The following is a 23102-nucleotide window of genomic DNA, read 5'->3' as shown; positions in this document are numbered from 1 at the left end:
TATAAAAATTCGCAGTATGTTATAGAACTTAGTCTACATTCACAAGAAGACAGGCCCCATTAGGACTTGACTAAAAGCAAAAATGACGCTCCAAACACTAGGGGTTATCTTTCAAAATATTACGAAGTCACGGACAAAAAAAACGCCCAGATTTCACATAATCTGGGCGTTCCATAACCACCAACAATAATATAGCAGCGCTTTAACGCTTGGAGAATTGTGGTTTCTTACGAGCTTTACGAAGACCCACTTTCTTACGCTCAACTTCACGAGCATCACGGGTAACAAAGCCTGCTTGACGCAGTGGCTTACGCAGCTCTTCATTGTACTGCATTAATGCACGGGTAAGACCGTGACGGATGGCGCCGGCTTGACCAAAGCTACCACCACCTTTAACAGTAACTTTAATGTCGAACTTTTCAGTAGCTTCTGCCACTTCTAGCGCTTGACGAACAATCATACGAGCTACTTCACGACCGAAGTACTCGTCTAAAGGGCGATTATTAACAGTAATATTACCAGTGCCTTCTGAGATGAAAACACGTGCAGTGGAAGTCTTACGACGACCAGTTCCATAGTATTGGGTAGCTGCCATGGTCTAATGCTCCAATTATATATTCAGTTCTTGTGGTTGCTGTGCAGCATGTGGATGCTCAGCACCCGCATAAACTTTCAACTTCTTGAACATTGCGCGTCCAAGAGGGCCCTTTGGCAACATGCCTTTAACGGCGCTCTGAATAGTACGCTCAGGAGCTTTTTCGATAAGCTTATCGAAAGAAATGGTTTTCAAGCCACCAATGTAACCGGTGTGATGATGGTAAAGCTTTTTCGTCGCTTTGTTGCCAGTAACACGTACCTTTTCAGCATTGATGACGACGATGTAATCGCCAGTATCAACGTGTGGTGTGTATTCTGGTTTATGCTTGCCACGCAAACGTGTCGCAATCTCTGTTGCCATACGGCCAAGAGTCTTGCCGTCAGCATCAATGATGTACCAGTCGCGTTTGACTGATTCGGGTTTGGCACTGATAGTCTTCATGTTGTAATTGCCTACGGGATACAAAATATTTAAAAGTCTAGCGCCGCGAAAACCGCGACGAGGTCTAAACACAGACCAATAAAGGAGCGCGGATTCTATAGAAACCCACATCAAAAAACAAGGATAAATATTCACCAAAACGGTGATAAAAAGAGAAGCCCCCTAGCTCTGCAAGTCAAATCCACCTATGGTTTATGAGGACTCGCCAAATACTCTTGGCTTTGCATTTCCAACAAACGACTAGTGGTTCTTTCGAACTCAAAGCTCAACCGCCCTCCCGCATAAATCTCATGAAGTGGAATTTCTGCTGATACAACCAACTTCACTTTACGATCATAAAACTCATCAATGAGGTTAATAAAGCGTCGGCTTTGATCTTCAATATGTGCACCCAACTGAGGGATATTCGAAATGATGACTGCATGATATTCACGAGCAATTTCAATGTAGTCATTTTGTGATCTTGGACCATCACAGAGTGCGTTAAAATCAAACCAAACAACATCTTCAGCCTCAAAACGAGCAGTGATAGATCGACTCTCAACTTCGACGGGTACGCTCTCTTTGATTTCTTCACTTTGCGGAACCAATGCTTCAAAGTTAGCTTTTAAAGCAAGGTCTGCCATATCACTGAGAGGAAAATGGTAGAGCTCAGCTTGCTCTAATGTTCGTAAGCGATAGTCGACTCCACCATCCACATTCACAACCAAGGTGTGAGTATTCAATAACTCTATAGCCGGCAAGAAACGTGCGCGCTGAAGACCGTCTTTGTATAGACCGTCAGGGATAATATTGGATGTTGCCACCAAGGTTACCCCTCTGCGAAACAACCCCTCTAATAATGTTGCCAATATCATCGCATCTGTTATGTCCGATACGAAAAACTCATCGAAACAAATAACACGGGCTTCTTTAGCAATCCGCTCGGCCACGATCTCCAGTGGATTCTTTTCTCCATCTAGAACTTTCAACTCTTTATGCACTCGCCGCATAAATCGATGAAAATGCGCTCGCATCTTACGCTCAAATGGCAAACTTTCGTAAAAGTTATCCATTAAATAGGTTTTACCTCGCCCAACCCCTCCCCAGAAATAAAGCCCTTTTATCGGGGGAAAAGCAGAGGCTTCTGATCTCAATCCTAGCCGACGCTTAATAGAGGTAAAAAAACTTTGGGGTTTATTGCGGCCATCAGCCACTAGCTGCTCGTATAAATACTGTAGATGCCGAACAGCTTCTTCCTGCGCAGAGTCATGATTAAAATCAGGGCGCCGCAAATCCTGCTCATAGCGCCATAATGGAGTATGACTGGTTTTATCTTGGGGAGTATGGGACATAGGAACGACAGCTAAACCTCATTAAAAACATACTTCAGTGTTTTAATTCTACTAAATCACTTTTCTACGCTTAGCAATGCGCCTTAAGCGCAACGAACAATTAGAATTTTTATGCACTTTTGTTGATAAATATCCATCAGTTAATTTATTTTTTTTATTTAAGTCAACAATATGCCATGAATTGACTGGCAATCCATAACATTTCAGCGTAAAACGTAGTAGTAGGCCTCACTAACAAAGCATTACAGGAGTATCTCGTGCTCACCCTAACTTCACTAATCATTGTTGTTTTGATATCACTTGCCATTGGCGCTGTCGTTGGTGGATTATGCGTTAAAGCTTTCGGTTCACAAGAACAACACAGCAGAGAACTCGAAGACCGCTTGGCCAAAGCAGAAAGCCAACTCAAAGACTATCAAACCGAAGTTACACAGCATTTTTTAGAAACCACTAAGCTTGTGAACACATTGACCCAAAATTATCGTGACCTCCACGATCATTTTGCCCAAAGCTCCCTGAAGCTGGCCAATACAGATATTAGCCGAGAGTTTTTAGAAGGTGCCGCCAAAGGAATACAAACTAAGGGGTCTGAGCAAGCCTCAACATTGGCGGACCCCGGTGTAATGCCGCCAAAAGATTGGTCTCCCAATAAGGGAACCTTAAGTGAATCCTTTGGTTTGAAAGAAGAGGAAGACGACCTTTTAATGGCAACTGTACACGGGCGCCAGACTCAATAAACGAATATTTGTTGTGCCTGAGGCAACAATAGGGCCTTTGGCACAAACCTCTTCGGAGATAGGTAATACCACTTCCCTTAAGTTGGGTATTTTCTCTCTTTACCCGTATAATTCCTCCGTTGATATCAACGTCTATTGGCCATAATCCCCACCTACCCTCTTATTCGCTTTTTTCGCGAAGACTAGGGCATATCAAAATGGTACCGTAAGGACTTCGTGTTGCTGACTAAAAAACTCACTGAATACTTTCTCATTCCGGCGTTATTCGGCCTGACTGGAGCAGTAGTGATCGTATTACTGTCACTGGATAGCAATACATTGAAATCACTGCTACTCCAAAGCAATCCAAACGAAGACTCAATATCTGAAGAACAAAGCGCTCCACCCACCACCTGGAGCGGCCCTGTTTCCTACGGGCAAGCCGTTAAAAAAGCCGCGCCCTCAGTGGTGAACATCTACAATCTTAAGCCCACACCGACACGCCGCTTCCCTTTAATCGACGACCCTCTGTTTAGACACTACTTTAATAATGCCGACCAAATGCGGCAGCAACGACTTCAATCCACGCTTGGATCTGGCGTCATTGTTGATAATCGCGGGTACATCTTAACGAATAACCACGTTATCGAATCAGCCGTCGAGATTGTCGTATTACTACATGATGGACGAGAAGCGCTGGCTGATATCATTGGTACAGACCCCGAGTCCGACCTCGCGGTGCTCAAAATCAACCTTCCCGCCTTAACCCCAATTGAGCTTGGTAACCCTAACTCCGTCAACATTGGAGATGTTGTTTTGGCTATCGGTAACCCTTTTGGGGTTGGACAGACAGTAACTCAAGGCATTATCAGTGCAACGGGCCGATATGGCCTTGATCTGAACCGCTATGAAAATTACATTCAAACTGATGCAGCCATTAACCCTGGCAATTCTGGTGGCGCACTGGTGGACGCCTATGGCTATTTGGTCGGCATAAATACTGCCATCCTCGACAATACCGAAAATACCGTTGGCATTAGCTTTGCCATTCCTTCTGATCAAGCAATGAAAGTTCTCTACAACATCATTGAGAATGGACGCGTTATACGAGGCTGGCTCGGTATTGCTGCACAGCCCATATCAGCAATGCTGGGTTCTGCCATTGGCCTTGAACGTGGAAATGGTGTTGTGGTTACAGAGCTCTACCGAGGTGGCCCCGCTCAACTGGCCGGGCTGCTACGTGGCGACATCATTACTCACATTGATGATCAGCCGGTAGGTAATGGACGAGCAAGCATGAATCAAATTGGGGAAAAGAAACCGGGAGATTTGGTTAACTTAAGCATTATCCGTAACGCCCGACAGTTTGTTGTAACAGCACAACTCGCGGAAAAACCGCTTATTTCTCGTTAATCGACCTACCTTTTTAAAGAATGGTCAGTTAAGGAATGGTCAGTTAAGGGACGCAGCATTTAAGGCACTCACCAGCCCTTAGTCTTCTTTGAGAATACGATACTCTGCTGATCGAGCATGAGCTTCCAGTGACTCCCCTCTCGCCAATACAGAGGCAACCTTACCCAATTCCGACGCACCTTTGGGAGAACACATGATAATTGAACTACGCTTTTGAAAATCGTACACCCCAAGCGGCGAAGAGAAGCGTGCAGTTCCCGAAGTTGGCAGCACATGATTAGGGCCTGCACAATAATCACCCAATGCTTCTGATGTATGCCGCCCCATAAAAATAGCCCCAGCATGACGAATCTGAGGCAATACTGCTTCAGGATCATCAATCGACAACTCCAAGTGTTCAGGCGCAATACGATTTACCATTTCAATCGCCTGCGATAAATCACTGACTTCAATTAACGCACTGCGCCCCTCAATGGCTTTTTGTGTGATATCAGAGCGTTCGAGTGTAGGCAGTAACCGCTCAATACTGTCTTTCACTTGATCTACAAAACCGGGGGAATAGCTGATCAAAATTGCTTGAGCCTGTTCGTCATGCTCAGCTTGCGAAAAAAGATCCATCGCAATCCAATCTGGATTGGTTTTACCATCACATACCACTAAAATTTCAGACGGCCCTGCAATCATATCGATCGCCACTTCGCCAAATACAGCTCGCTTGGCGGTGGCCACATAAATATTGCCCGGCCCTACGATCTTATCCACCTTTGGAACCGTCTCGGTGCCATAAGCCAAAGCCGCGATCGCCTGAGCTCCGCCGACTTTAATAACGTTATCCACACCCGCAATGGCTGCAGCAGCCAACACTAAATCATTCACTTCACCTCTGGGGGTCGGAACTACCATGGTAATTTGTTCAACACCGGCCACTTTCGCGGGGATCGCATTCATCAATACTGAAGAGGGGTAGCTTGCCTTTCCTCCAGGCACATAGAGGCCCACGCGATCCATTGGAGTCACTTTCTGGCCCAGTACGGTATCGTTCTCTTCTCGATACTGCCAAGACTCCTGACGTTGATGCTCATGATAAGTGCGTATACGAGATGCTGCCGCTTCTAATGCACTTCGTTGATCAAAGGGCAACTGCTCTAGCGCAGAAACCAAATCTTCACGCGACACAACCAGTTGTTCTGCGTGCTCAGGGTTCCACCCATCAAAACGACGAGTGTATTCAAGCAGTGCTTGATCACCTTCAATACGCACAGCAGCTAAAACCTCACTGACCACTGCCGCTACTGACGCATCGGAAACCGCTTCCCACGCGAGTAATTGATCGAGCTCTTGATCAAAGTTCGGGTGTGCCGCAGACATCATTTTAATCGTCACTTGAGCAGGCTTAGAGGAAGGAGGTTGTGTAGGTGTTGTCATAATACGTCTCAAAGACAAGTTCAATCGTGGTGAATCGTTTAATTAGGTTGCTCAACAGCAAGGCGAATATCATCAATTAATTTCAAAATCACTTCGTGCTTCATTTTCATAGAAGCTTTGTTAACGATGAGTCTTGAGCTTATATCTGCGATATGTTCCCGTGGCTCTAAGCCATTTGCGCGCAGGGTATTACCCGTATCGACGATGTCTACAATCTCATCTGCCAACCCGATAATGGGCGCAAGTTCCATGGCGCCATACAACTTTATGATATCGACCTGACGGCCCTGCGCTGCATAGAAGCGTTTGGCGACATTCACAAACTTAGTCGCAACTCGAATTCGCCCGACTTTAGTGGTTTTGCCTTTTATGGCTGCCGTCATGAGTTGGCATTTGGCAATCTGAAGGTCAAGTGGCTCATAAAGCCCCTCACCGCCATGCTCAAGGAGCATATCCTTCCCCGAAACCCCTACATCTGCAGCACCGAATTGCACATAAGTGGTAACATCCACCCCACGTAACACAATTAAATTGACACCGTCTCGATTGGTTTCAAAGGTGAGTTTTCGGCTTTTGGTGATATCTTCTAACGGTTCGATGCCCGCTGCCGCGAGCAAGGGCAAGGTTTCCTTTAAAATTCGCCCCTTCGTCAGAGCAATGGTCAATTTTGACATGTTTGGTTCTCTTTACCAGACGGTATTCCCGACTCGACGTGCTTGGTCAGGTTACAAAAATGGACAACAGGAAATAAGACACGATTAGCCGGGCACACGCCGGATATTCGCACCCAGCATTTGCAATTTTTCTTCAATACATTCATAACCACGGTCAATATGGTAAATACGATCTACCATGGTCTCACCTTCCGCGACCATTCCAGCAATCACTAGGCTGGCCGATGCTCTCAAATCTGTTGCCATCACAGGGGCGGCTTTAAGCTTCTCCACACCGGTGACAATCGCTGTATTGCCCTCGAGCTTGATACTTGCACCCATACGATTCAATTCGTGAATTTGAATGAGCCGATTTTCAAAGATGGTTTCCGTTACCGCACCCGTGCCTTCTGAAACCGCATTCATAGCGGTGAATTGTGCTTGCATATCTGTAGGAAAGGCAGGATACGGCGCGGTTTTTAGATTCACCGCTTTGGGGCGATTGCCCTTCATGTCCAACGCCACCCAATCACTTCCGCAACTGATGTGAGCACCCGCTTCTTCAAGTTTTAACAAGACGGATTCTAGAATTTTCTCATTGGTGTCTTTTAGTTTAACGCTACCTCTACTGGCGGCGGCGGCGACTAAGTAAGTCCCCGTTTCAATACGGTCCGGCATGACATCAAAACGACAACCTGTTAGACCAGGCACCCCTTCGATGGTGAGAGTATCGGTTCCAATACCTTCGATATTGGCGCCCATTGCAACGAGACAGTTCGCCAAATCAACCACTTCTGGCTCCCTCGCGGCATTTTCCAAAACGGTCTTACCTTCTGCCAATACCGCTGCCATCAGCAGGTTTTCTGTTCCGCCAACGGTTACAGTATCCATAAAGAAATGAGTACCTTTTAAACGGCCTTTTGAGCGGGCGCGAATGTAACCACCATCCACCTCAATATCAGCCCCCATTGCCTCAAGGCCACGCAGATGAATATCTACCGGGCGGCTGCCAATCGCACACCCACCTGGAAATGAGACATTCGCCTCACCATAACGTGCCAACATCGGGCCCAACACTAAAATGGATGCCCGCATGGTTTTGACAAGCTCATATGGCGCGGTGTAGTCGGTGATAGAATCATTATCCACTTCCACACACAATCGCTCATCAATAGTGACCCCAACCCCCATACAACGCAGCAAGGCTAGCATCGTCGTAATATCATGCAAATGAGGTAAATTTCCGACCTGCATTGGGGTTTCTGCTAACAAAGCAGCGGCGAGGATCGGTAATGCAGAGTTTTTTGAACCAGAGATACGAATCTCACCGGAGAGCGGGCCACCGCCCGTAATGATCAATTTATCCATTGAAGTGTTCCAAAAGCGTCCACAATTGACGCATGTTCACGAAAATATGCTTAGAACGGTAGCGTTATTAAGGTAATGCAGCAAGAAAGCACTCCCGAACATCGCCCGATTGTGTACCTTCATAGGGAAGGCGAAAGAGTGAATAGATTGAACACGTCAGGACTGATCAGCTTTCCATTGACTAGGGGTCAATGTTTTCATATTCACAGCATGAATAGTGCCGTCGGAGATATGAGCTTGGAGTACTTTATACACCAATTGTTGTTTTTTAACGGGCATTAAGCCCTCAAAGACTGGACTTACAATAACAAGATTTACATGACTACCAGATACGTCAACTTCCACCTGGCTATCTTCAATATTATCTTCCAATAATTGCTTTATTTCTTCTGGTTGCATGTTTGCTTCTCGGTTCACGTCTTTAGACCACTCTTAGCAATCATCGCCTAAATACGCTTAGTGTCTACCAGAGCAATGTTTCTACCAGAGCAATTCGACCAACGAATCCCTAGTTGACAACTTATTCCTTCAACCCCAATTGCTTACACTGTGTAAAGGCATTGCGCTTTTCTGAATATTATAAAAAAGAGGCAAGTGTAATGAATTTCGTCGTTAAGTTCATCCCACCCTTCAAATTTAGATACACATAAAATTTAGATACAACACATAAGATAGAGACGAACGAACTAAAAAGCGCTCGATACGAATATTCGAGCGCTTTTGGATGAATTAAAGCGATTCTTAAATGATAAAAAAAGGTTAGATCGTTACCCCTTTCTCCCCCAATTATTGATTACAGCATCCACATCGCCATTCGCTTGTTTCAAGGCTTGAGCAAACTGGTTACGAAAAGTACGCCCAAGATTAATACCATCAAGTACTACATTCAGTAACTGCCAATCACCTGACTTGTTAATGCCCAGCGTGTAAGACACACGGTTCATACCATCCGGGCCTTTTACTTCTTGCAATACACTCACTCGACGCTGCTTGCTGACATCACCTTCCGGCGGTACCACCACAACTTCACGATTCACAAACCCAGTCACACCACGTGTGTAGGTATCAATTAAGCTGGTCTTAAAGGTTTCCGTAAACGCTTGCACCTGCTTGTCAGTGGCTTTCCCTTTCGCAGTAGAACCCATGACATTTCGGGCGATGTAGCCAAAATCAACTACTGGCGTCAGCAACAAGTCAAAACCCGTCGCCACCTCATTAGTGTCCGGATTTTCTTGTGCTTGAAAATGCTTAATCATAGCAAGCACTTTTTCTGTCACATCCTCAACCACTTCATGAGCCGTATGATCGGCTGCAGTGACTTTAACTGGCTTAAATTCAAATCCTGCAATAGGACTTTGAGCTTGGGCCTCCTTACCTTGTGTTTCCATTGCGGATGATGGTGATGGCAATGGCTCTTCTGCTGAAAATGCCAAAGGAGAGCTCAATGTCGCTATCAATAACACCCCCTTTGCAGTAAGAGAAAAACACTTGAATACAGTTTGTTTCGCCATGGTGGCTCGACTCCATTGTTTTTACGCGTTCGTTTAATACGTGTTTGTTAATTTCAATTAGCATGAGTAACAGGTGCTACTTGTAGTTATGCCGATTTTTGTTGTGTCGACCTTCCGTCATATCTACATCGATTCATGACGATATTCATTATCGCATTATGATCAACAAGCGCACTGTAGAATGACGACAAAAACACTTAATACCCATAGATGAGCGTAGCAAGCCCCTTAATTGATTGCCTGTAGAGTTGGGGCAAGACAAAAAGATTACAAGCCTTAAACCAAACAGACACTGAACAGCCACTTTGGTGAAAAAATCCTCTTAAAACTCTCTTATCACTAGGATAATAATTACAATAGAGATCAATTCATTACTGACAGAAGCACGCGCGCCCTATACCATTTGCCGCCTTAAATCAGCGCGTCGAGTCACGGGCAATGAAGGCAAGACGCCTCGACAAACAGAGCTGCTCAATGAAATGCCTGATGATTGCCTCGAAAACCGCTTATACATATAAACGCTTTAAACTTGACAACCTTTCTTAACGACAGTTGTATCAAGAAAAATTCAATGATTTATCACGACTCAAGGAATCTTCTCATGAGTGATATTTGGCTCGCTTGGGGTGCCATATTATTAGGCTTTGTCGGGTTGGTATGGAGCGCTGATCGATTTGTCGCCGGTAGTGCAGCAATCGCACGTAATATCGGTGTATCAAAACTGATTATTGGCCTAACAATTGTGTCTTTAGGTACCTCAGCCCCAGAAATTGTCGTCTCTATCAGTGCTGCCTTAAAAGGCGCAGGCGACTTAGCGGTCGGAAATGCCATTGGCTCCAATATCGCCAATATTGGTATGGTGCTAGCCGTCACAGCCTTGATTGCACCACTGCCCATCTACAAACACTTATTAACTCAAGAAATGCCTATTTTACTGGGCGTAACTCTGCTGGCCGGGTGCTTTGTAATGGACGCTGAGCTGGCAACTTGGGAAGGCGCAATTTTAGCGGGCCTTATCATCCCTTTAATCTCTTGGATGATTTACAGCAAACGGCACCACCCTAACCCTGAAGATGAAGACCCAGAAATCGAAGACCTTAGCACAGCTTTATCAGCGGTTTGGTTTATTGTGGGTTTGGGTACGCTCATTGTCAGCTCAGAACTCTTGGTATGGGGTGCAACCACCGTTGCCACCAGCTTTGGTGTCAGCCCCTTGATTATTGGGTTAACAGTGGTTGCCGTTGGCACCAGCTTGCCGGAACTGGCCGCGTCTGTCATGAGCGCTATTAAAGGTCATCACGATATTGCCCTCGGTAACATCGTCGGCTCAAATATTTTCAACTTACTTGCCGTGATGTCTGTACCAGGGTTATTGGGCCCTCTAACGATGTCAGAAAGCGTTTTTTATCGCGACTACCTCGCTATGGGCGGTATTACCGCCTTCTTGGCAGTGGTCATGTTTTTGGCTTACCGACTTAGGCAACAGGGTGACAACGGCAAACTTGGGCGTACTGTCGGAGCCCTATTACTGACCAGCTACATTGCTTACTACACCCTATTATTTGTTTGACGGTTGTTTGAAGATTGTTTGAAGATTGTTTGTTTGCTGATTGGTATTTGACGGGTAGTCACCCTGTAGCAGTACCAATACGCCCAAAGAAGTACATTGAAGACATCCATTTATAAAGCATATTTATGAAGTACATTCAAAGAGATCGATCTTTTCATGACCAAGCTGATTGACCCCAAGATACTCATCAACGCCGCAACACGTACCATTAATATGGAAAGAGAAGCCATTGAGGTACTGACCCAACGTATTGATGATACATTTATCCATGCCTGTGAACTGATCATGAATTGCAAAGGCCGCACTATCGTCACTGGAATGGGAAAGTCAGGTCACATTGGAAACAAAATCGCGGCTACCCTCGCCAGCACCGGCACACCCGCTTTTTTTGTACACCCCGGAGAAGCCAGCCATGGCGACCTTGGCATGATCACCTCAAACGATGTAGTGATTGCCATTTCTAACTCGGGCAAATCCACCGAGATACTCACCCTGCTTCCATTGTTTAAACGCATGGGTATTCCACTGATCAGTATGAGTGGCAATCCACACTCACCACTTGCTCAAACTGCCGATGTACACCTAGACATCAGTATCACTTCAGAAGCCTGCCCGTTAGACCTTGCACCAACATCCTCTACAACAGTGACACTGGTCATGGGAGACGCACTGGCTATCGCACTATTGGAAGCCAGAGGGTTTACCGCAGAAGACTTTGCCTTCTCTCACCCAGGCGGCGCATTGGGCAGAAAGCTGCTTTTAAAAGTGGAAGATATCATGCATAAAGAAAGCGAAGTGCCGGTGGTTACACTGACGACGCCTTTAAGTGCAGCATTGGTTGAAATGACACAAAAAGGATTTGGAATGACCGTCATCACTGATTCAGATGGAAAACTGGCAGGAGTCTTTACCGACGGCGATTTACGTAGACAGGTCGATAATGGTATCAACCTGGGTACAGCGATTATGAAAGACGTCATGACCTCAACCCCCAAAACCATCCATCAAGACATCCTGGCCGCCGAAGCCTTGGCACAAATGGAAACCCGTAAAATTACCGCGCTGGTTGTGGAAAACAGTGAAAATAACGTTATTGGTATTGTCCATATGCATGACATTCTACGGGCAGGCGTTATTTAATTAACCAGCGTTCATACTATGTTATGCGCTCGCACTTTATAGTTAGTACCCTAAAGTTAGTAACCAAAATAGTTAGCACCCAACACAATTAGTACCAGATTCATCCCATACCTAATCCATCGCTCAGGAAATAAAGCAAAGGTGTTACGAAATATTGCCTCCATTACTGTGATCGTAGCGTTGATCTTGGGTTTCCTGTGGTTTTGGGAACCCTCTTCCCACTCTCCGACCACAGAATTAACCACAACACTAAATTACCCTCAGGCCATCATGAGCAATATGGCCACCACAGAGTATCGGGAGGATGGCTCGATCAATTATCAACTGCACGTAAAAAGAGCCGAACAATTCCAACGCATCAATCCAAAAAATAACCGCCCTTTACCAGATAACAGAGGTTATACCGACTTAACCACCCCTGAGCTGACGTTGTATGGCGAAAAAAAACCTGGAGAAACAGACGAAAAAGCCCCTAGCCCCTGGAAAATTCGCGCAGACCAAGGAAGAGCCGAAAACAGCGGAGACATTGTCACCCTTTGGGGGAATGTAGTTGCTACGCAATCACTGCCTAATGGGGGCGAATACCGTATGGTCACCTCACGAATGACCCTGGAACCCAAATTACAGCTCGCCAAAACCGACAAACCCGTCATCATCACCTCTCCCGAAGGAAAAACGTCCGCAATAGGTATGTCGGCAGACTTAAAACAGCAAGTCATTGATTTGTTGGCAAATGTTCAAGGAACGTTTGATGCGAATCCAAAGTCAGAGTAATCCAGCGAATCAACGAATTAACACGTCAATTACCATGAAAACAACATTAAACGTACTTTTTACCACCGCAATCGTTACAGCCATGCTTTTTTGTAGTAGTTGGTCACTCGCCCTTCCAGAAGACCGATTCCAGCAAATCGAAGTAGTGGCAGATCGCTCCCGAGCCAGCAAGTTGAAAGGCGTGACTGTGCTGATAGGTAACGTTGAGATCATCCAAGGCAGTATGAAAATCATGGCCGACAAGGTGACGATTGAGCAAGGTGAGTCAGGGCCAAAGAACATCATTGCCGTTGGCGAACCAGCAAAATTTGAGCAACGCCCTAAACCGCAGAAAGGCAAAATTTTCGGTGAAGCCTCAACCATTCACTATTACGTGGATAAGGAAACCCTGAAACTGATCAAACATGCCAACGTGAAGCAGGATGGCTCCAGCATGACCAGTGAAACCATCGAATACGATATGCGTGATTCTGTCGTGATTGCCAATAGAGGCCCAACAGTAACAACACCAAGTGATGAGCAAGTTCCTGAACCCAAGGACAATCGAGTCAGAATCATTATTCCTCCTCAGCAAACGGCGCCAACGGAGGCGTCGACAAATGCACCAACCAACTCAACTAACTCATCCAATATCCCATCTGATCAGAGCATTGATTCCGATACAGATACCCAATAGATCAAGAGCACGAAAAGAGAAATACGCATCGCATGTCTAATTTACGCGCTACTCATCTCGCCAAGAGTTACAAAGGCCGCACCGTTGTTGTGGATGTTTCTGTCACCGTAGAGACCGGCCAGATTGTTGGCCTTCTTGGGCCTAATGGCGCAGGGAAAACCACCTGCTTTTACATGATTGCCGGTTTAGTTCAGGCCGATAGAGGGCAAGTGTTTATCGCCGATGACGATATTACCCACCTCCCGATGCATGGCCGAGCTCGTCGCGGCATTGGCTACCTTCCCCAAGAAGCCTCAGTCTTTAGAAAGCTCACGGTAAAAGACAATATCCTCAGTATTTTAGAAACTCGACCCGGATTAAGCCGCAAAGAACGCTTGGAGAAGCTAGAAGGCCTTCTACAAGAATTCCACATTACTCATATCAAAAATAGTTTGGGCATGGCGTTATCCGGCGGGGAAAGACGGCGAGTAGAAATTGCTCGTGCTTTGGCCATGGAGCCAGAGTTCGTTTTGCTGGATGAACCCTTTGCAGGAGTGGATCCCATTTCAGTGGGGGATATTAAACAGATCATTGAACACCTTCGTAATCGAGGTATTGGCGTATTGATTACCGATCACCACGTTCGAGAGACACTCGACATTTGCGAGAAAGCCTACATCGTCAGCGAGGGACACATCATCGCTGCAGGCACATCAGAAGAAGTGCTGGCGAACGAAAAGGTACGCAAGGTCTATCTTGGGGAAGGTTTTAAACTCTAGCCGAACCCATCACTCTGAACTATACTCGTCGGTGTTGGGTTTCGCTTATTTCTCTTTCTTCCCCTATCCATTTCATTTTACTGGCGAGCTTTACAGGCATAAATATTGCTTAAAATGTATTGCCTGCCAACCCGCTTCCCGTCTACACTGAACCACAGAAGCAATGCTTGAGTCATCACGACAGAATGCACATATAATGGCTAAAGAAACCCCGTAAACAGAAGCCCCATATTATGTAGACAATACCAAAAGGCCAAATAAGCTCGTAGACTCTTGTACGAAAGTTTTTCCAACAGCAGAGCAGCCACACTCATGCCACACCATTTCAATCGGTAATAACACACTACCTCAGACTCATCCAATTGAATGAGTGCTCAGCAATGACAATACTTAGGCTGCATCAACGAACAACAAGTGGAATGTCAGGCGTACCATGAAACAATCGTTACAGCTCAAACTTGGTCAACAGTTGACCATGACTCCTCAGTTGCAACAGGCTATTCGACTATTGCAACTCTCCACTTTAGACCTGCAGCAAGAAATTCAAGAGGCTCTCGACTCCAACCCCATGCTTGAAGTCACTGAAGGGGAAAGCGAGCCAAGTGACAGCGCCAATGAATCCTTACAGTCCAACACGAATGATAAAGAATCCTCTCCTTCCGAAAACGCCTCTGAAGCCTCAAACGAGGATTACTCAACGAGTGATTACGCCACAAACGACACACCATCAGAGACGCCATCTGACGAATGGCAAGAAAATATCCCCAATGAACTTCCTGTCGATACTCAGTGGGATGACATCTACCAAGGGTCTGGCGTGTCGTCTTCTGCCGTCGGCCCAGAACGGGACGACAGCTTTTTTGATAGCCAAATAGACAATACCGAGACATTACAAGAACACCTACTGTGGCAACTGAATCTCACCCCTATGAGTGATCGAGATCGCTCCATTGCCATCGCCATTATCGATTCGGTTGAACCCAGTGGTTTACTGTCAAGTAGCATAGAGGAGATCTATCAAGGACTGCTTCATACGCCAGAGCAACCTCAGGAAGCCATCTCAGAAGAAGAGACGACCAGCAAATCATCAACCCCATCTGGCTCTGACACAGAGGAAGCGTTCGATTCAACAACGCCGCTGGAAGGACCAAAAATGGAAAGCCATGCTGACCATCAACACGATGATGATGGAAACGTCGACAATGAAAATGAAGACGAAGCACTCACCTTAGAAGAAGTTTTAGCGGTTCAACACCGCTTGCAACGCTTTGATCCTGTTGGTTGTTGCAGCCAAAACCTATCGGAATGCCTGATGGTCCAGCTCAATCAGTTTGATTCACAAACACCTTTTCTTGGGGCTGCTAAACTGATTGTTATGGAGCACTTAACGTTATTAGGCAACCGAGATTACAAACAGCTGATGCGTCGCTGTAAGCTCAAAGAACCTGAATTAAAAGAAGTGGTTGGCCTCATCCAAAGCCTAACCCCCCAACCCGGTGCCGCACTGGGCGGAAATCAAACCAGCTATGTCGTTCCCGATGTCTTTGTGCAGAAAAAGGAAGGCCGTTGGGTCGTTGAACTCAATCCCGAAATTGCCCCCAAACTTCGCATTAATTCTAACTACGCCAGTCTCGTCAAACGCGCTGACAGCAGCAACGACAACGCCTTTTTACGTGACAATTTGCAAGAAGCTCGTTGGTTTCTCAAAAGCCTTCAAAGTCGAAATGAAACTTTACTGAAAGTAGCCAGCTGCATCGTAGACAAGCAACAAGGCTTCTTAGATCATGGCCCTGAAGCCATGCGCCCGCTGGTCCTTCATGATATTGCTGAAGATGTGGGAATGCATGAATCCACCATATCTCGGGTGACCACACAAAAATACATGCACACCCCGCAAGGTATTTTTGAATTGAAGTTTTTCTTTTCCAGCCATGTCAGCATGGAAAACGGTGGCGAGTGTTCTTCTACAGCAATTCGCGCCATCATCAAAAAGCTGGTGGCGGCTGAAGATCCAAGAAAACCATTAAGCGACAGCAAAATTACGGCCCTGTTGGCAGATCAGGGCATTAAAGTAGCCAGGCGTACGATCGCCAAATACCGCGAGTCTCTGGGCATTTCCGCTTCAAATGAACGTAAACAATTAATTTAAACGTTAGTTTTATCGGTTTTTATACGACACGTATCGAATGAATAGCGTATTACTGCCACATTCAAGAAATCGAATAGAACAATTAAAGAACAATACGAGAACAGAACAACCAGTGTAGCTTTGAACGGACGACTGTCTTTTTATCTTCAAAAATGGTCGTCATGTCAGGACGGTAACGTCCATCGTCGAGCCATGACTTAAGGCTCAAGCGAGAGAGGAAACACTATGCAAATAAACATCAGCGGCCATCACCTAGAGCTCACCCCCCCCATCAAAGACTATGTCCAATCCAAGCTGCTCAAACTCAGCAAACATCACGACCAAATTACTCAAACTAACGTCGTACTCAGTGTGGACAAATTACGTCAAATTGCGGAAGCTCAGGTTCATGTCAGCGGGCGTGACATTGTCGCCAATAGCGAGTCAGAAGACCTCTATGCCGCCATCGATGCGCTTGCCGATAAGCTTGATCGGCAATTACTCAAACACAAAGAAAAACTTCGCAGTCATCGTTAACGGAATTCGATAACCATTATGGATCTATCCAGCCTTATCGCCCCCAACCGCGTTGTATGCGGCTTGGAGGGCGGCAGTAAAAAACGCACTCTCGAACTCATAGCCACTCACATCGCCTCAAGCCTGCCTACTCTGGAAGGTGAGGAAATCTTTCGACGTCTTATGGCCCGTGAACGACTGGGTTCAACCGGTATAGGCCAAGGTATTGCCATTCCTCACTGTCGACTGGAAAACTGTACCGGCAGCATCGGTGCGTTATTCAAGTTAAAAACCCCGCTTCCTTTTGACGCCATTGACGATGCGCCCGTCGATCTAATCTTCGCGCTAATCGTGCCGGAAGAAGCGAACGACTCACATTTACAAACACTGAGATCCCTCGCTGAACTCTTTTCAAACACAAACTATTTACAAGGCCTTAGAAAGGCCACAACTGACGGCGAACTCTATGATAATGCACTCACCACCCTGTGATTCGTTAATCTGAGATTACGTTTATCTGGTGTGATTACCTTAATATTCAAGATGCAAATACCGGAATACATCTATCTGAAGGCAATGACCAAACGCAAGCACCTAAATACACGTACTTAACGACAACGCACTCATCATCGTAATCCATTTAAAGAACTTCTAAGGAGCGACAAAGATGCGCCTCATTATTATCAGTGGACGGTCTGGCTCAGGCAAAAGCGCCGCGTTGCATGTACTCGAAGATGCCGGTTACGTATGTATTGACAACTTGCCCCTAAAACTACTTCCCGCGTTAGTTGAAGAAGAGTGCCACACAGAACAAACTTTCGCGGTAAGCGTCGATGCCCGAACTCGATCCTGCGATCTTGCTCAGTTCACCTACCTGATGGACAAGCACAAAGAAAAGACTCAGTGCACAGAAATTCTCTATCTGGATGCTCGCGATGATGTCCTTATCAAGCGATACAGTGAAACTCGACGAAAACACCCACTTTCCTCCAAAGAAGTCGACCTTAAGGCCGCAATCTTAAAGGAAAATGACCTACTCGCTCCCATACAACACACTGCAGATAAAGTTGTCGATACCAGCCATCTCAGCCTCCACCAACTGCGCGACCTTGTAAAAAAATGGGCAGTGAAACATGAAGAAACCGGCATTGCACTTCAGTTTCAATCCTTTGGTTTTAAACGTGGTGTTCCCGCTGATGCCGACCTGATGTTTGATGTCCGCTGTTTACCTAACCCTTATTGGGTTCCCGAACTCAGAAGCCACAGTGGACTTGACGAACCCGTGGCAGAATTTTTAAGCAGCCACGCTCACGTCCAAGAAATGGTCGATGACATCACTTTCTATCTAAATCGCTGGCTACCTCGATTTGAAGCCAGCAATCGAAGCTACATGACGGTTGCGATCGGCTGCACAGGTGGCCATCATCGCTCCGTGTATGTTAGCCAGCAATTAAAGCAACGATTTGTCGAGCACTATGACAATGTACAAGTTAGACATCGAGACTTACCCTGCTCAGACTAAGCATTATTCGATACTAACACTCAAGAAGCCGATGGATTTCATCAACAGTTTCATCAATAAGCGCACAACAATTTCTATAAAACAATAATTTTAATAAGACAATATTATGCTGGAACGAACGGTTGAAATTACCAATATAAGGGGCTTACACGCCCGCGCTGCCACTTTGCTTGCAAAGACCGCAATGCGCTTTAGCAGCCAAATAAACCTTTGCTACGAAGATCGTAGTGTAGACTGCAAAAGTGTTATGGCCATTATGCTGTTAGCCGCAGGAAAAGGTTCAGAAGTCACACTCCAAGTCAGCGGACAAGACCAAGACAATGCCATCGAGACCATCAGCGATTTAATTCTCGATAAATTTGGTGAAGGTGAATAGCTCGCTTAGCGTCGTGTCTCTTATACAAGTGAAGGGTGTCCGAAATACATTCCCTTTATTCACTTAAGTAGCGACGCCCATCCTTCTTTACCGTAAAATAATACTTTGGCTGCACTCTATCGGCTGACTCAGGGCTTTGATAAGAAAAAAGCCTCCCATCGGATACCGTGCGTATAAGTAAATCGCATACACGACACGAAGTATCATTTAACTTTCCATAATCAACCTAAAAAGCCGTTATCGCTTACACTAAAAGCGAAAAACCAAACACAGCCAACACCAACGTATCCACATCAAATAGAATCAAAAGGCGACCAATTTATGCCCATTAGCCCCAATACCGACGACCTTGCTCTTCAAACCCAAAGCAAGCTCGGTGATTTGTTGGCGGCAATGGAATCGGGCACATTCAAGCAAGTCCAGAAAATGCTTAACGGCCTGCAACCGGCCGCCATCGCACACCTCTTAGACTCTTCTCCCCCCCAGCGTCGTATTATCCTTTGGCGACTGGTGGATAAGGAGCTGGAAGGCGAAGTACTTCAAGAACTCTCCCATGATGTGCAAGCACAAATACTGGCTCGCATGGAGTCTTCGGAGGTAGCGGCCATTACCGAGGATCTCAGCGCGGATGACGTTGCTGACATCCTTCAGCACTTGCCAGACCAAGTGATTCAAGAAGTGCTGGCAGCCATGTCCCATCAAAATCGGCAGCGTGTGGAATCGGTCTTATCGTACGATGAGGACACCGCTGGCGGCCTGATGGATACCGATGTCATCACCGTTCGACCCGACTTAACACTGGATGTGGTATTACGCTATCTAAGACGACACGAAAGCTTACCTGACTCAACATACAGTTTAATGGTGGTCAATCGTCGAGACATTTTTCTGGGCATACTCCCCCTCACCCGACTGCTGACCAGCGACCCCAATATGACCGTAAGGGAAGTCATGGATACCAATGTGGTCGTCTTACACCCCGACATGAAAGACAGCGATGTGGCCAGCTTATTCGAGCGTAATGACTGGGTAATGGCACCCGTGATTGAAGAAAACGGTCGATTACTGGGACGAGTAACCATTGACGACGTCGTCGATGTCATTCGAGAAGATGCCGACCACTCATTAATGAGCCTGGCAGGTTTAGAAGATGACGCGGACACCTTTGCCTCAGTCACGAGAGCCTCTCCGCGCCGTGCCATCTGGCTTGGGATTAATTTACTCACCGCCATCATTGCCTCATCCGTAATCAATCTCTTCCAAGATACGATTGACAAAGTCGTTGCATTGGCAGTGTTAATGCCAATTGTTGCCAGCATGGGCGGTGTTGCCGGTAGTCAAACCCTCACCGTTGTCATTCGTGGTATGGCATTAGGGCATATTGGACGAAATAACTTAACGTGGTTGTTATCACGTGAATTTCAGGTAGGAGCCATTAATGGACTACTTTGGGCGGTTGTGATGGGTATCATTGCTGCTGTGTGGTTTGAAGACATCACCATTGCCTGGATTATCGCTGCGGCTATGGTCATCAATCTGATTTTTGCGGCCCTAGCAGGCGCGTTACTGCCGATTGTTTTGAAAGGTTTGCGTATTGATCCGGCCTTGGCCGGTGGTGTTGCCTTGACTACCGTTACAGATGTAGTAGGCTTTTTCGCCTTTTTAGGCTTGGCTACCTACTTCTATACCTAATCCCTTAAAATGCTTTAACCGATACACCACAAGGCATACCTAGATAACACACCATGATTGATGACAACCCACATGACGATGAAGAGCTCTTCATCAGTAAAACCGCCGTAAAAAAAGAAATGAAGGGCCTGCAAGATCTCGGCTCTGAGCTTACCGAGTTATCTGATAACCATTTAGCAACAGTACCACTAAGTACCAACCTTCAAGAAGCCATTGCTTTGGCCCGTAAACTGAAGGCAGGCAGTGCTCGAAAAAGGCAGGTGCAATACATAGCAAAATTACTGCGCAACGACGACTTCGAAAGCATCAAAGCAGCACTGGATGCCATTAAAGATCGAAGCCGCTTACAAACGAAATCACTGCATGTTGCCGAACAATGGCGGGATCGGTTACTTCAAGAACCCAGCACATCAGCTCTTTTTCTCGAGGAGTATCCGACAGCAAATCGGCAGTTACTTAATCAACTGATACGTGCAGCAAATAAAGAAGCAACTGCCAATAAACCGCCTGCCAGTGCCCGCAAATTATTCAAATTAATTCGAGAGGTGGTTGACAATACGGCTCAGCCATAACCCGTCCGTTTATACCCACCCCTCTTTTTAATGCCCTACTTGTGATGTCCTACTTTTTCGCCTCGAAATATTAGGACATCACACCAGTCTCTTGAGCACTTTCACATCAGTGAAAAAAAGTACGATATCGCCATAAAATCTCGATACCCACACAGCTCGATCATAGGTTCAGTGAGATACTCGCCAGGCTTCTCACCTTCAGCTGTATTGGATTGGTGGCCTGCTCAGGAATGAGCAATCTGAGTAAAACACTTCTCATATAAGCCCAGCAACTAAAAAAACAATGATCAGCCAGAGACAAATTTTCATGCCATACCTGAAGTCATATTATACGATTTTCTTTATTGCCTTATGCTCCTCATACAGTTCTGCTGCCTCTCTTCCTGTTTCTCCAGGGTTATGGGAATCCACTTCAACCACCACAGACCCCTTTTCAGGACGCCCAATCACAGAAACGAATGTTGAGTGCTTCAAAGAAACGCAGGTATCCGTCGAGGATATTTTGGAAGAGTTTGGCGAGTGTTCTATTTCAGAAAAAACTCTATCAAATAATACCTTGAACTTCTTAGCAAAATGCCTTTCTCCAGACGCACAAGCAAATATTCAAGGACAATACACTGTCGAAGGCAAAACCAGCAGGGGGGAAATGAATATCGCAGTAAAGATAGGGGAATCTACATTTGATAGCGAAATTCGTTGGAATGCTCGAAGAATGGGCGATTGCCCCTCAAACCAATAAACATCCCCGCCGCAAGTGGCGGGGTATTTAACCCTAAAAGATTAAAGGGATTTCTTAAAGTCCAGCATACGCTGAAGGGGTTTCATGGCTTGATCACCCAAGTCCTTATCCACAAAAATTTCATTCCCCCCATTGCGCAGAACGGATTCCAAATTCGCCAATCCATTCATCGCCATCCAAGGGCAATTGGCACAACTTCGACAAGTGGCGCCATTGCCTGCCGTTGGCGCTACAAAGAGCTCTTTATCCGGGCATACCTGCTGCATTTTGTAGAAAATTCCCTGATCTGTCGCGACAATAAAACGGTCATTGGGCATGGTTTTGGCGGCATGAATCAACTGTGATGTCGAACCGACCACATCCGCTAAATCAACTACTGCCTCTGGGGATTCAGGATGAACCAATACGATTGCATCAGGGTAAAGCTTTTTAAGATCTAGAACGCCCTGAGCCTTAAACTCCTCATGCACGATACAAGCACTATCCCATAAAATCACATCGGCGCCCGTCTTACGCTGCACGTATGAACCGAGATGCTTATCAGGTGCCCAAATAATTTTTTCTCCTTGAGCATCCAGATGATCTACAACGTCCAAGGCAATACTAGAAGTCACCACCCAGTCAGCCCGAGCTTTCACCGCAGCAGACGTATTAGCGTACACCACCACCGTTCGGTCAGAATGATTATCGCAAAATGCAGAAAACTCATCGGCAGGACAACCCAAGTCCAAAGAACAGGTTGCTTCTAACGTTGGCATCAATACACGTTTATGAGGGGTTAAAATCTTTGCCGTCTCCCCCATGAATTTGACACCTGCCACAATCAGTGTATCTGCAGGATGATCTTTACCGAATCTCGCCATCTCAAGCGAATCAGAAACACAACCTCCGGTTTCTTCAGCCAAAGACTGGATTTCAGGGTCTGTATAATAGTGAGCCACCAACACTGCGTTTTGATCAATTAAAAGCTGTTTGATGCGCGCTTTGTACTCTTGAGCTTCTTCTGGAGACAGCTGATCAGAATGATCAGTTGCTAAATATTCACGTACGACCCCACGAGCGTCCTGTGTGGCAACGTCATTATCTGTGGAATTGAGCATCGTTAACTCCTATGAATTTCAGGCCAATAGTTTATCACACGGACTGCAAGCTTAAGTGCTCGCCAACGAGTGCTAAAACA

At 46.1% G+C, this 23102-nt stretch carries 24 protein-coding genes; 15 read left to right on the top strand and 9 right to left on the bottom strand.

Annotation, left to right across the window (positions count from 1 at the left end; all coding sequences use genetic code 11):
• Nucleotides 1–202: 202 nt before the first annotated feature.
• From rpsI to zapE, 3 genes are all read right to left on the bottom strand, one after another.
• Nucleotides 203–595, bottom strand: a complete 393-nt coding sequence (gene rpsI, locus LU351_RS00790) for a 30S ribosomal protein S9 (protein ID WP_232592089.1) — start codon at nt 593–595, stop codon at nt 203–205.
• Between the two features lie 15 nt (nt 596–610).
• A complete protein-coding gene (rplM, locus tag LU351_RS00785; protein ID WP_232592088.1) occupies nt 611–1039 on the bottom strand; it encodes a 50S ribosomal protein L13 in 429 nt (142 codons plus the stop codon).
• A 185-nt stretch (nt 1040–1224) separates the two neighbouring features.
• Nucleotides 1225–2373 (bottom strand): cell division protein ZapE, encoded by a 1149-nt coding sequence (gene zapE, locus LU351_RS00780; RefSeq protein ID WP_232592087.1) that lies wholly within the window; start codon nt 2371–2373, stop codon nt 1225–1227.
• A gap of 257 nt (nt 2374–2630) precedes the next feature.
• On the opposite strand from zapE, the gene LU351_RS00775 reads away from it, so the two are divergent.
• The gene (locus LU351_RS00775) at nt 2631–3110 is read left to right on the top strand and encodes a Z-ring associated ZapG family protein (protein ID WP_232592086.1); all 480 of its coding nucleotides are present in this window, start codon (nt 2631–2633) and stop codon (nt 3108–3110) included.
• Between the two features lie 216 nt (nt 3111–3326).
• Nucleotides 3327–4502 (top strand): S1C family serine protease, encoded by a 1176-nt coding sequence (locus tag LU351_RS00770; protein ID WP_416053920.1) that lies wholly within the window; start codon nt 3327–3329, stop codon nt 4500–4502.
• 78 nt (nt 4503–4580) lie between these two features.
• On the opposite strand, the gene hisD is transcribed toward LU351_RS00770, so the two are convergent.
• From hisD to LU351_RS00745, 5 genes are all read right to left on the bottom strand, one after another.
• The gene (hisD, locus tag LU351_RS00765; RefSeq protein WP_416053919.1) at nt 4581–5927 is read right to left on the bottom strand and encodes a histidinol dehydrogenase; all 1347 of its coding nucleotides are present in this window, start codon (nt 5925–5927) and stop codon (nt 4581–4583) included.
• Nucleotides 5928–5965: 38 nt separating this feature from the next.
• The gene (gene hisG / locus LU351_RS00760) at nt 5966–6601 is read right to left on the bottom strand and encodes an ATP phosphoribosyltransferase (RefSeq protein ID WP_232592084.1); all 636 of its coding nucleotides are present in this window, start codon (nt 6599–6601) and stop codon (nt 5966–5968) included.
• Nucleotides 6602–6685: 84 nt separating this feature from the next.
• Complete coding sequence (murA, locus tag LU351_RS00755; protein WP_232592083.1) at nt 6686–7948, bottom strand: UDP-N-acetylglucosamine 1-carboxyvinyltransferase; 1263 nt, start codon at nt 7946–7948, stop codon at nt 6686–6688.
• A gap of 156 nt (nt 7949–8104) precedes the next feature.
• Complete coding sequence (locus tag LU351_RS00750) at nt 8105–8365, bottom strand: BolA family protein (RefSeq protein ID WP_416053918.1); 261 nt, start codon at nt 8363–8365, stop codon at nt 8105–8107.
• Between the two features lie 350 nt (nt 8366–8715).
• Complete coding sequence (locus LU351_RS00745; protein ID WP_232592082.1) at nt 8716–9459, bottom strand: MlaC/ttg2D family ABC transporter substrate-binding protein; 744 nt, start codon at nt 9457–9459, stop codon at nt 8716–8718.
• Between the two features lie 601 nt (nt 9460–10060).
• Between LU351_RS00745 and LU351_RS00740 the strand changes: the two genes are divergently transcribed.
• The 13 genes from LU351_RS00740 (at nt 10061) to LU351_RS00680 (ending at nt 21922) form a co-directional block, all read left to right on the top strand.
• Nucleotides 10061–11029 (top strand): calcium/sodium antiporter, encoded by a 969-nt coding sequence (locus LU351_RS00740; RefSeq protein ID WP_232592080.1) that lies wholly within the window; start codon nt 10061–10063, stop codon nt 11027–11029.
• 156 nt (nt 11030–11185) lie between these two features.
• Nucleotides 11186–12169: a KpsF/GutQ family sugar-phosphate isomerase gene (locus tag LU351_RS00735; RefSeq protein WP_232592078.1), complete on the top strand. Its 984-nt coding sequence runs from the start codon at nt 11186–11188 to the stop codon at nt 12167–12169.
• Nucleotides 12170–12310: 141 nt separating this feature from the next.
• Nucleotides 12311–12943 carry an LPS export ABC transporter periplasmic protein LptC gene (gene lptC / locus LU351_RS00730; RefSeq protein WP_232592077.1) on the top strand — a complete coding sequence of 211 codons (633 nt, stop codon included), beginning with the start codon at nt 12311–12313 and terminating at the stop codon, nt 12941–12943.
• On the top strand, nt 12921–13619 hold the full coding sequence (gene lptA, locus LU351_RS00725) for a lipopolysaccharide transport periplasmic protein LptA (RefSeq protein WP_232592076.1): 699 nt from the start codon (nt 12921–12923) through the stop codon (nt 13617–13619). The genes lptC and lptA overlap by 23 nt, the downstream gene beginning before the upstream one ends.
• Before the next feature lie 32 nt (nt 13620–13651).
• Nucleotides 13652–14377, top strand: a complete 726-nt coding sequence (gene lptB / locus LU351_RS00720; RefSeq protein ID WP_232592075.1) for an LPS export ABC transporter ATP-binding protein — start codon at nt 13652–13654, stop codon at nt 14375–14377.
• A gap of 433 nt (nt 14378–14810) precedes the next feature.
• Nucleotides 14811–16526, top strand: coding sequence for an RNA polymerase factor sigma-54 (locus tag LU351_RS00715; RefSeq protein ID WP_232592073.1), 1716 nt, complete (start codon nt 14811–14813; stop codon nt 16524–16526).
• A gap of 225 nt (nt 16527–16751) precedes the next feature.
• The gene (hpf, locus tag LU351_RS00710; protein ID WP_232592072.1) at nt 16752–17042 is read left to right on the top strand and encodes a ribosome hibernation-promoting factor, HPF/YfiA family; all 291 of its coding nucleotides are present in this window, start codon (nt 16752–16754) and stop codon (nt 17040–17042) included.
• 18 nt (nt 17043–17060) lie between these two features.
• A complete protein-coding gene (locus LU351_RS00705; RefSeq protein WP_232592071.1) occupies nt 17061–17513 on the top strand; it encodes a PTS sugar transporter subunit IIA in 453 nt (150 codons plus the stop codon).
• Between the two features lie 175 nt (nt 17514–17688).
• The gene (gene rapZ / locus LU351_RS00700; RefSeq protein ID WP_232592070.1) at nt 17689–18543 is read left to right on the top strand and encodes an RNase adapter RapZ; all 855 of its coding nucleotides are present in this window, start codon (nt 17689–17691) and stop codon (nt 18541–18543) included.
• 106 nt (nt 18544–18649) lie between these two features.
• The gene (locus LU351_RS00695) at nt 18650–18919 is read left to right on the top strand and encodes an HPr family phosphocarrier protein (protein ID WP_232592069.1); all 270 of its coding nucleotides are present in this window, start codon (nt 18650–18652) and stop codon (nt 18917–18919) included.
• Between the two features lie 321 nt (nt 18920–19240).
• Entirely contained in the window at nt 19241–20611 is a 1371-nt protein-coding gene (mgtE, locus tag LU351_RS00690) for a magnesium transporter (RefSeq protein WP_232592068.1), read from the top strand.
• Between the two features lie 53 nt (nt 20612–20664).
• Nucleotides 20665–21183 (top strand): ribosome biogenesis factor YjgA, encoded by a 519-nt coding sequence (gene yjgA, locus LU351_RS00685; protein WP_232592067.1) that lies wholly within the window; start codon nt 20665–20667, stop codon nt 21181–21183.
• Nucleotides 21184–21490: 307 nt separating this feature from the next.
• Entirely contained in the window at nt 21491–21922 is a 432-nt protein-coding gene (locus LU351_RS00680) for a DUF3617 domain-containing protein (protein WP_232592066.1), read from the top strand.
• A gap of 41 nt (nt 21923–21963) precedes the next feature.
• Here LU351_RS00680 and nadA read toward each other — a convergent pair whose 3' ends face one another.
• Complete coding sequence (gene nadA / locus LU351_RS00675; RefSeq protein WP_232592065.1) at nt 21964–23022, bottom strand: quinolinate synthase NadA; 1059 nt, start codon at nt 23020–23022, stop codon at nt 21964–21966.
• Between the last annotated feature and the right edge of the window lie 80 nt (nt 23023–23102).

It is taken from the genome of Marinibactrum halimedae, assembly GCF_021234875.1.
GTDB classification, from domain to species: Bacteria; Pseudomonadota; Gammaproteobacteria; order Pseudomonadales; family Cellvibrionaceae; genus Marinibactrum; species Marinibactrum halimedae.
Note: the sequence above shows the minus strand (reverse complement) of the source record. Positions and strands in the feature narration are given on the sequence as shown.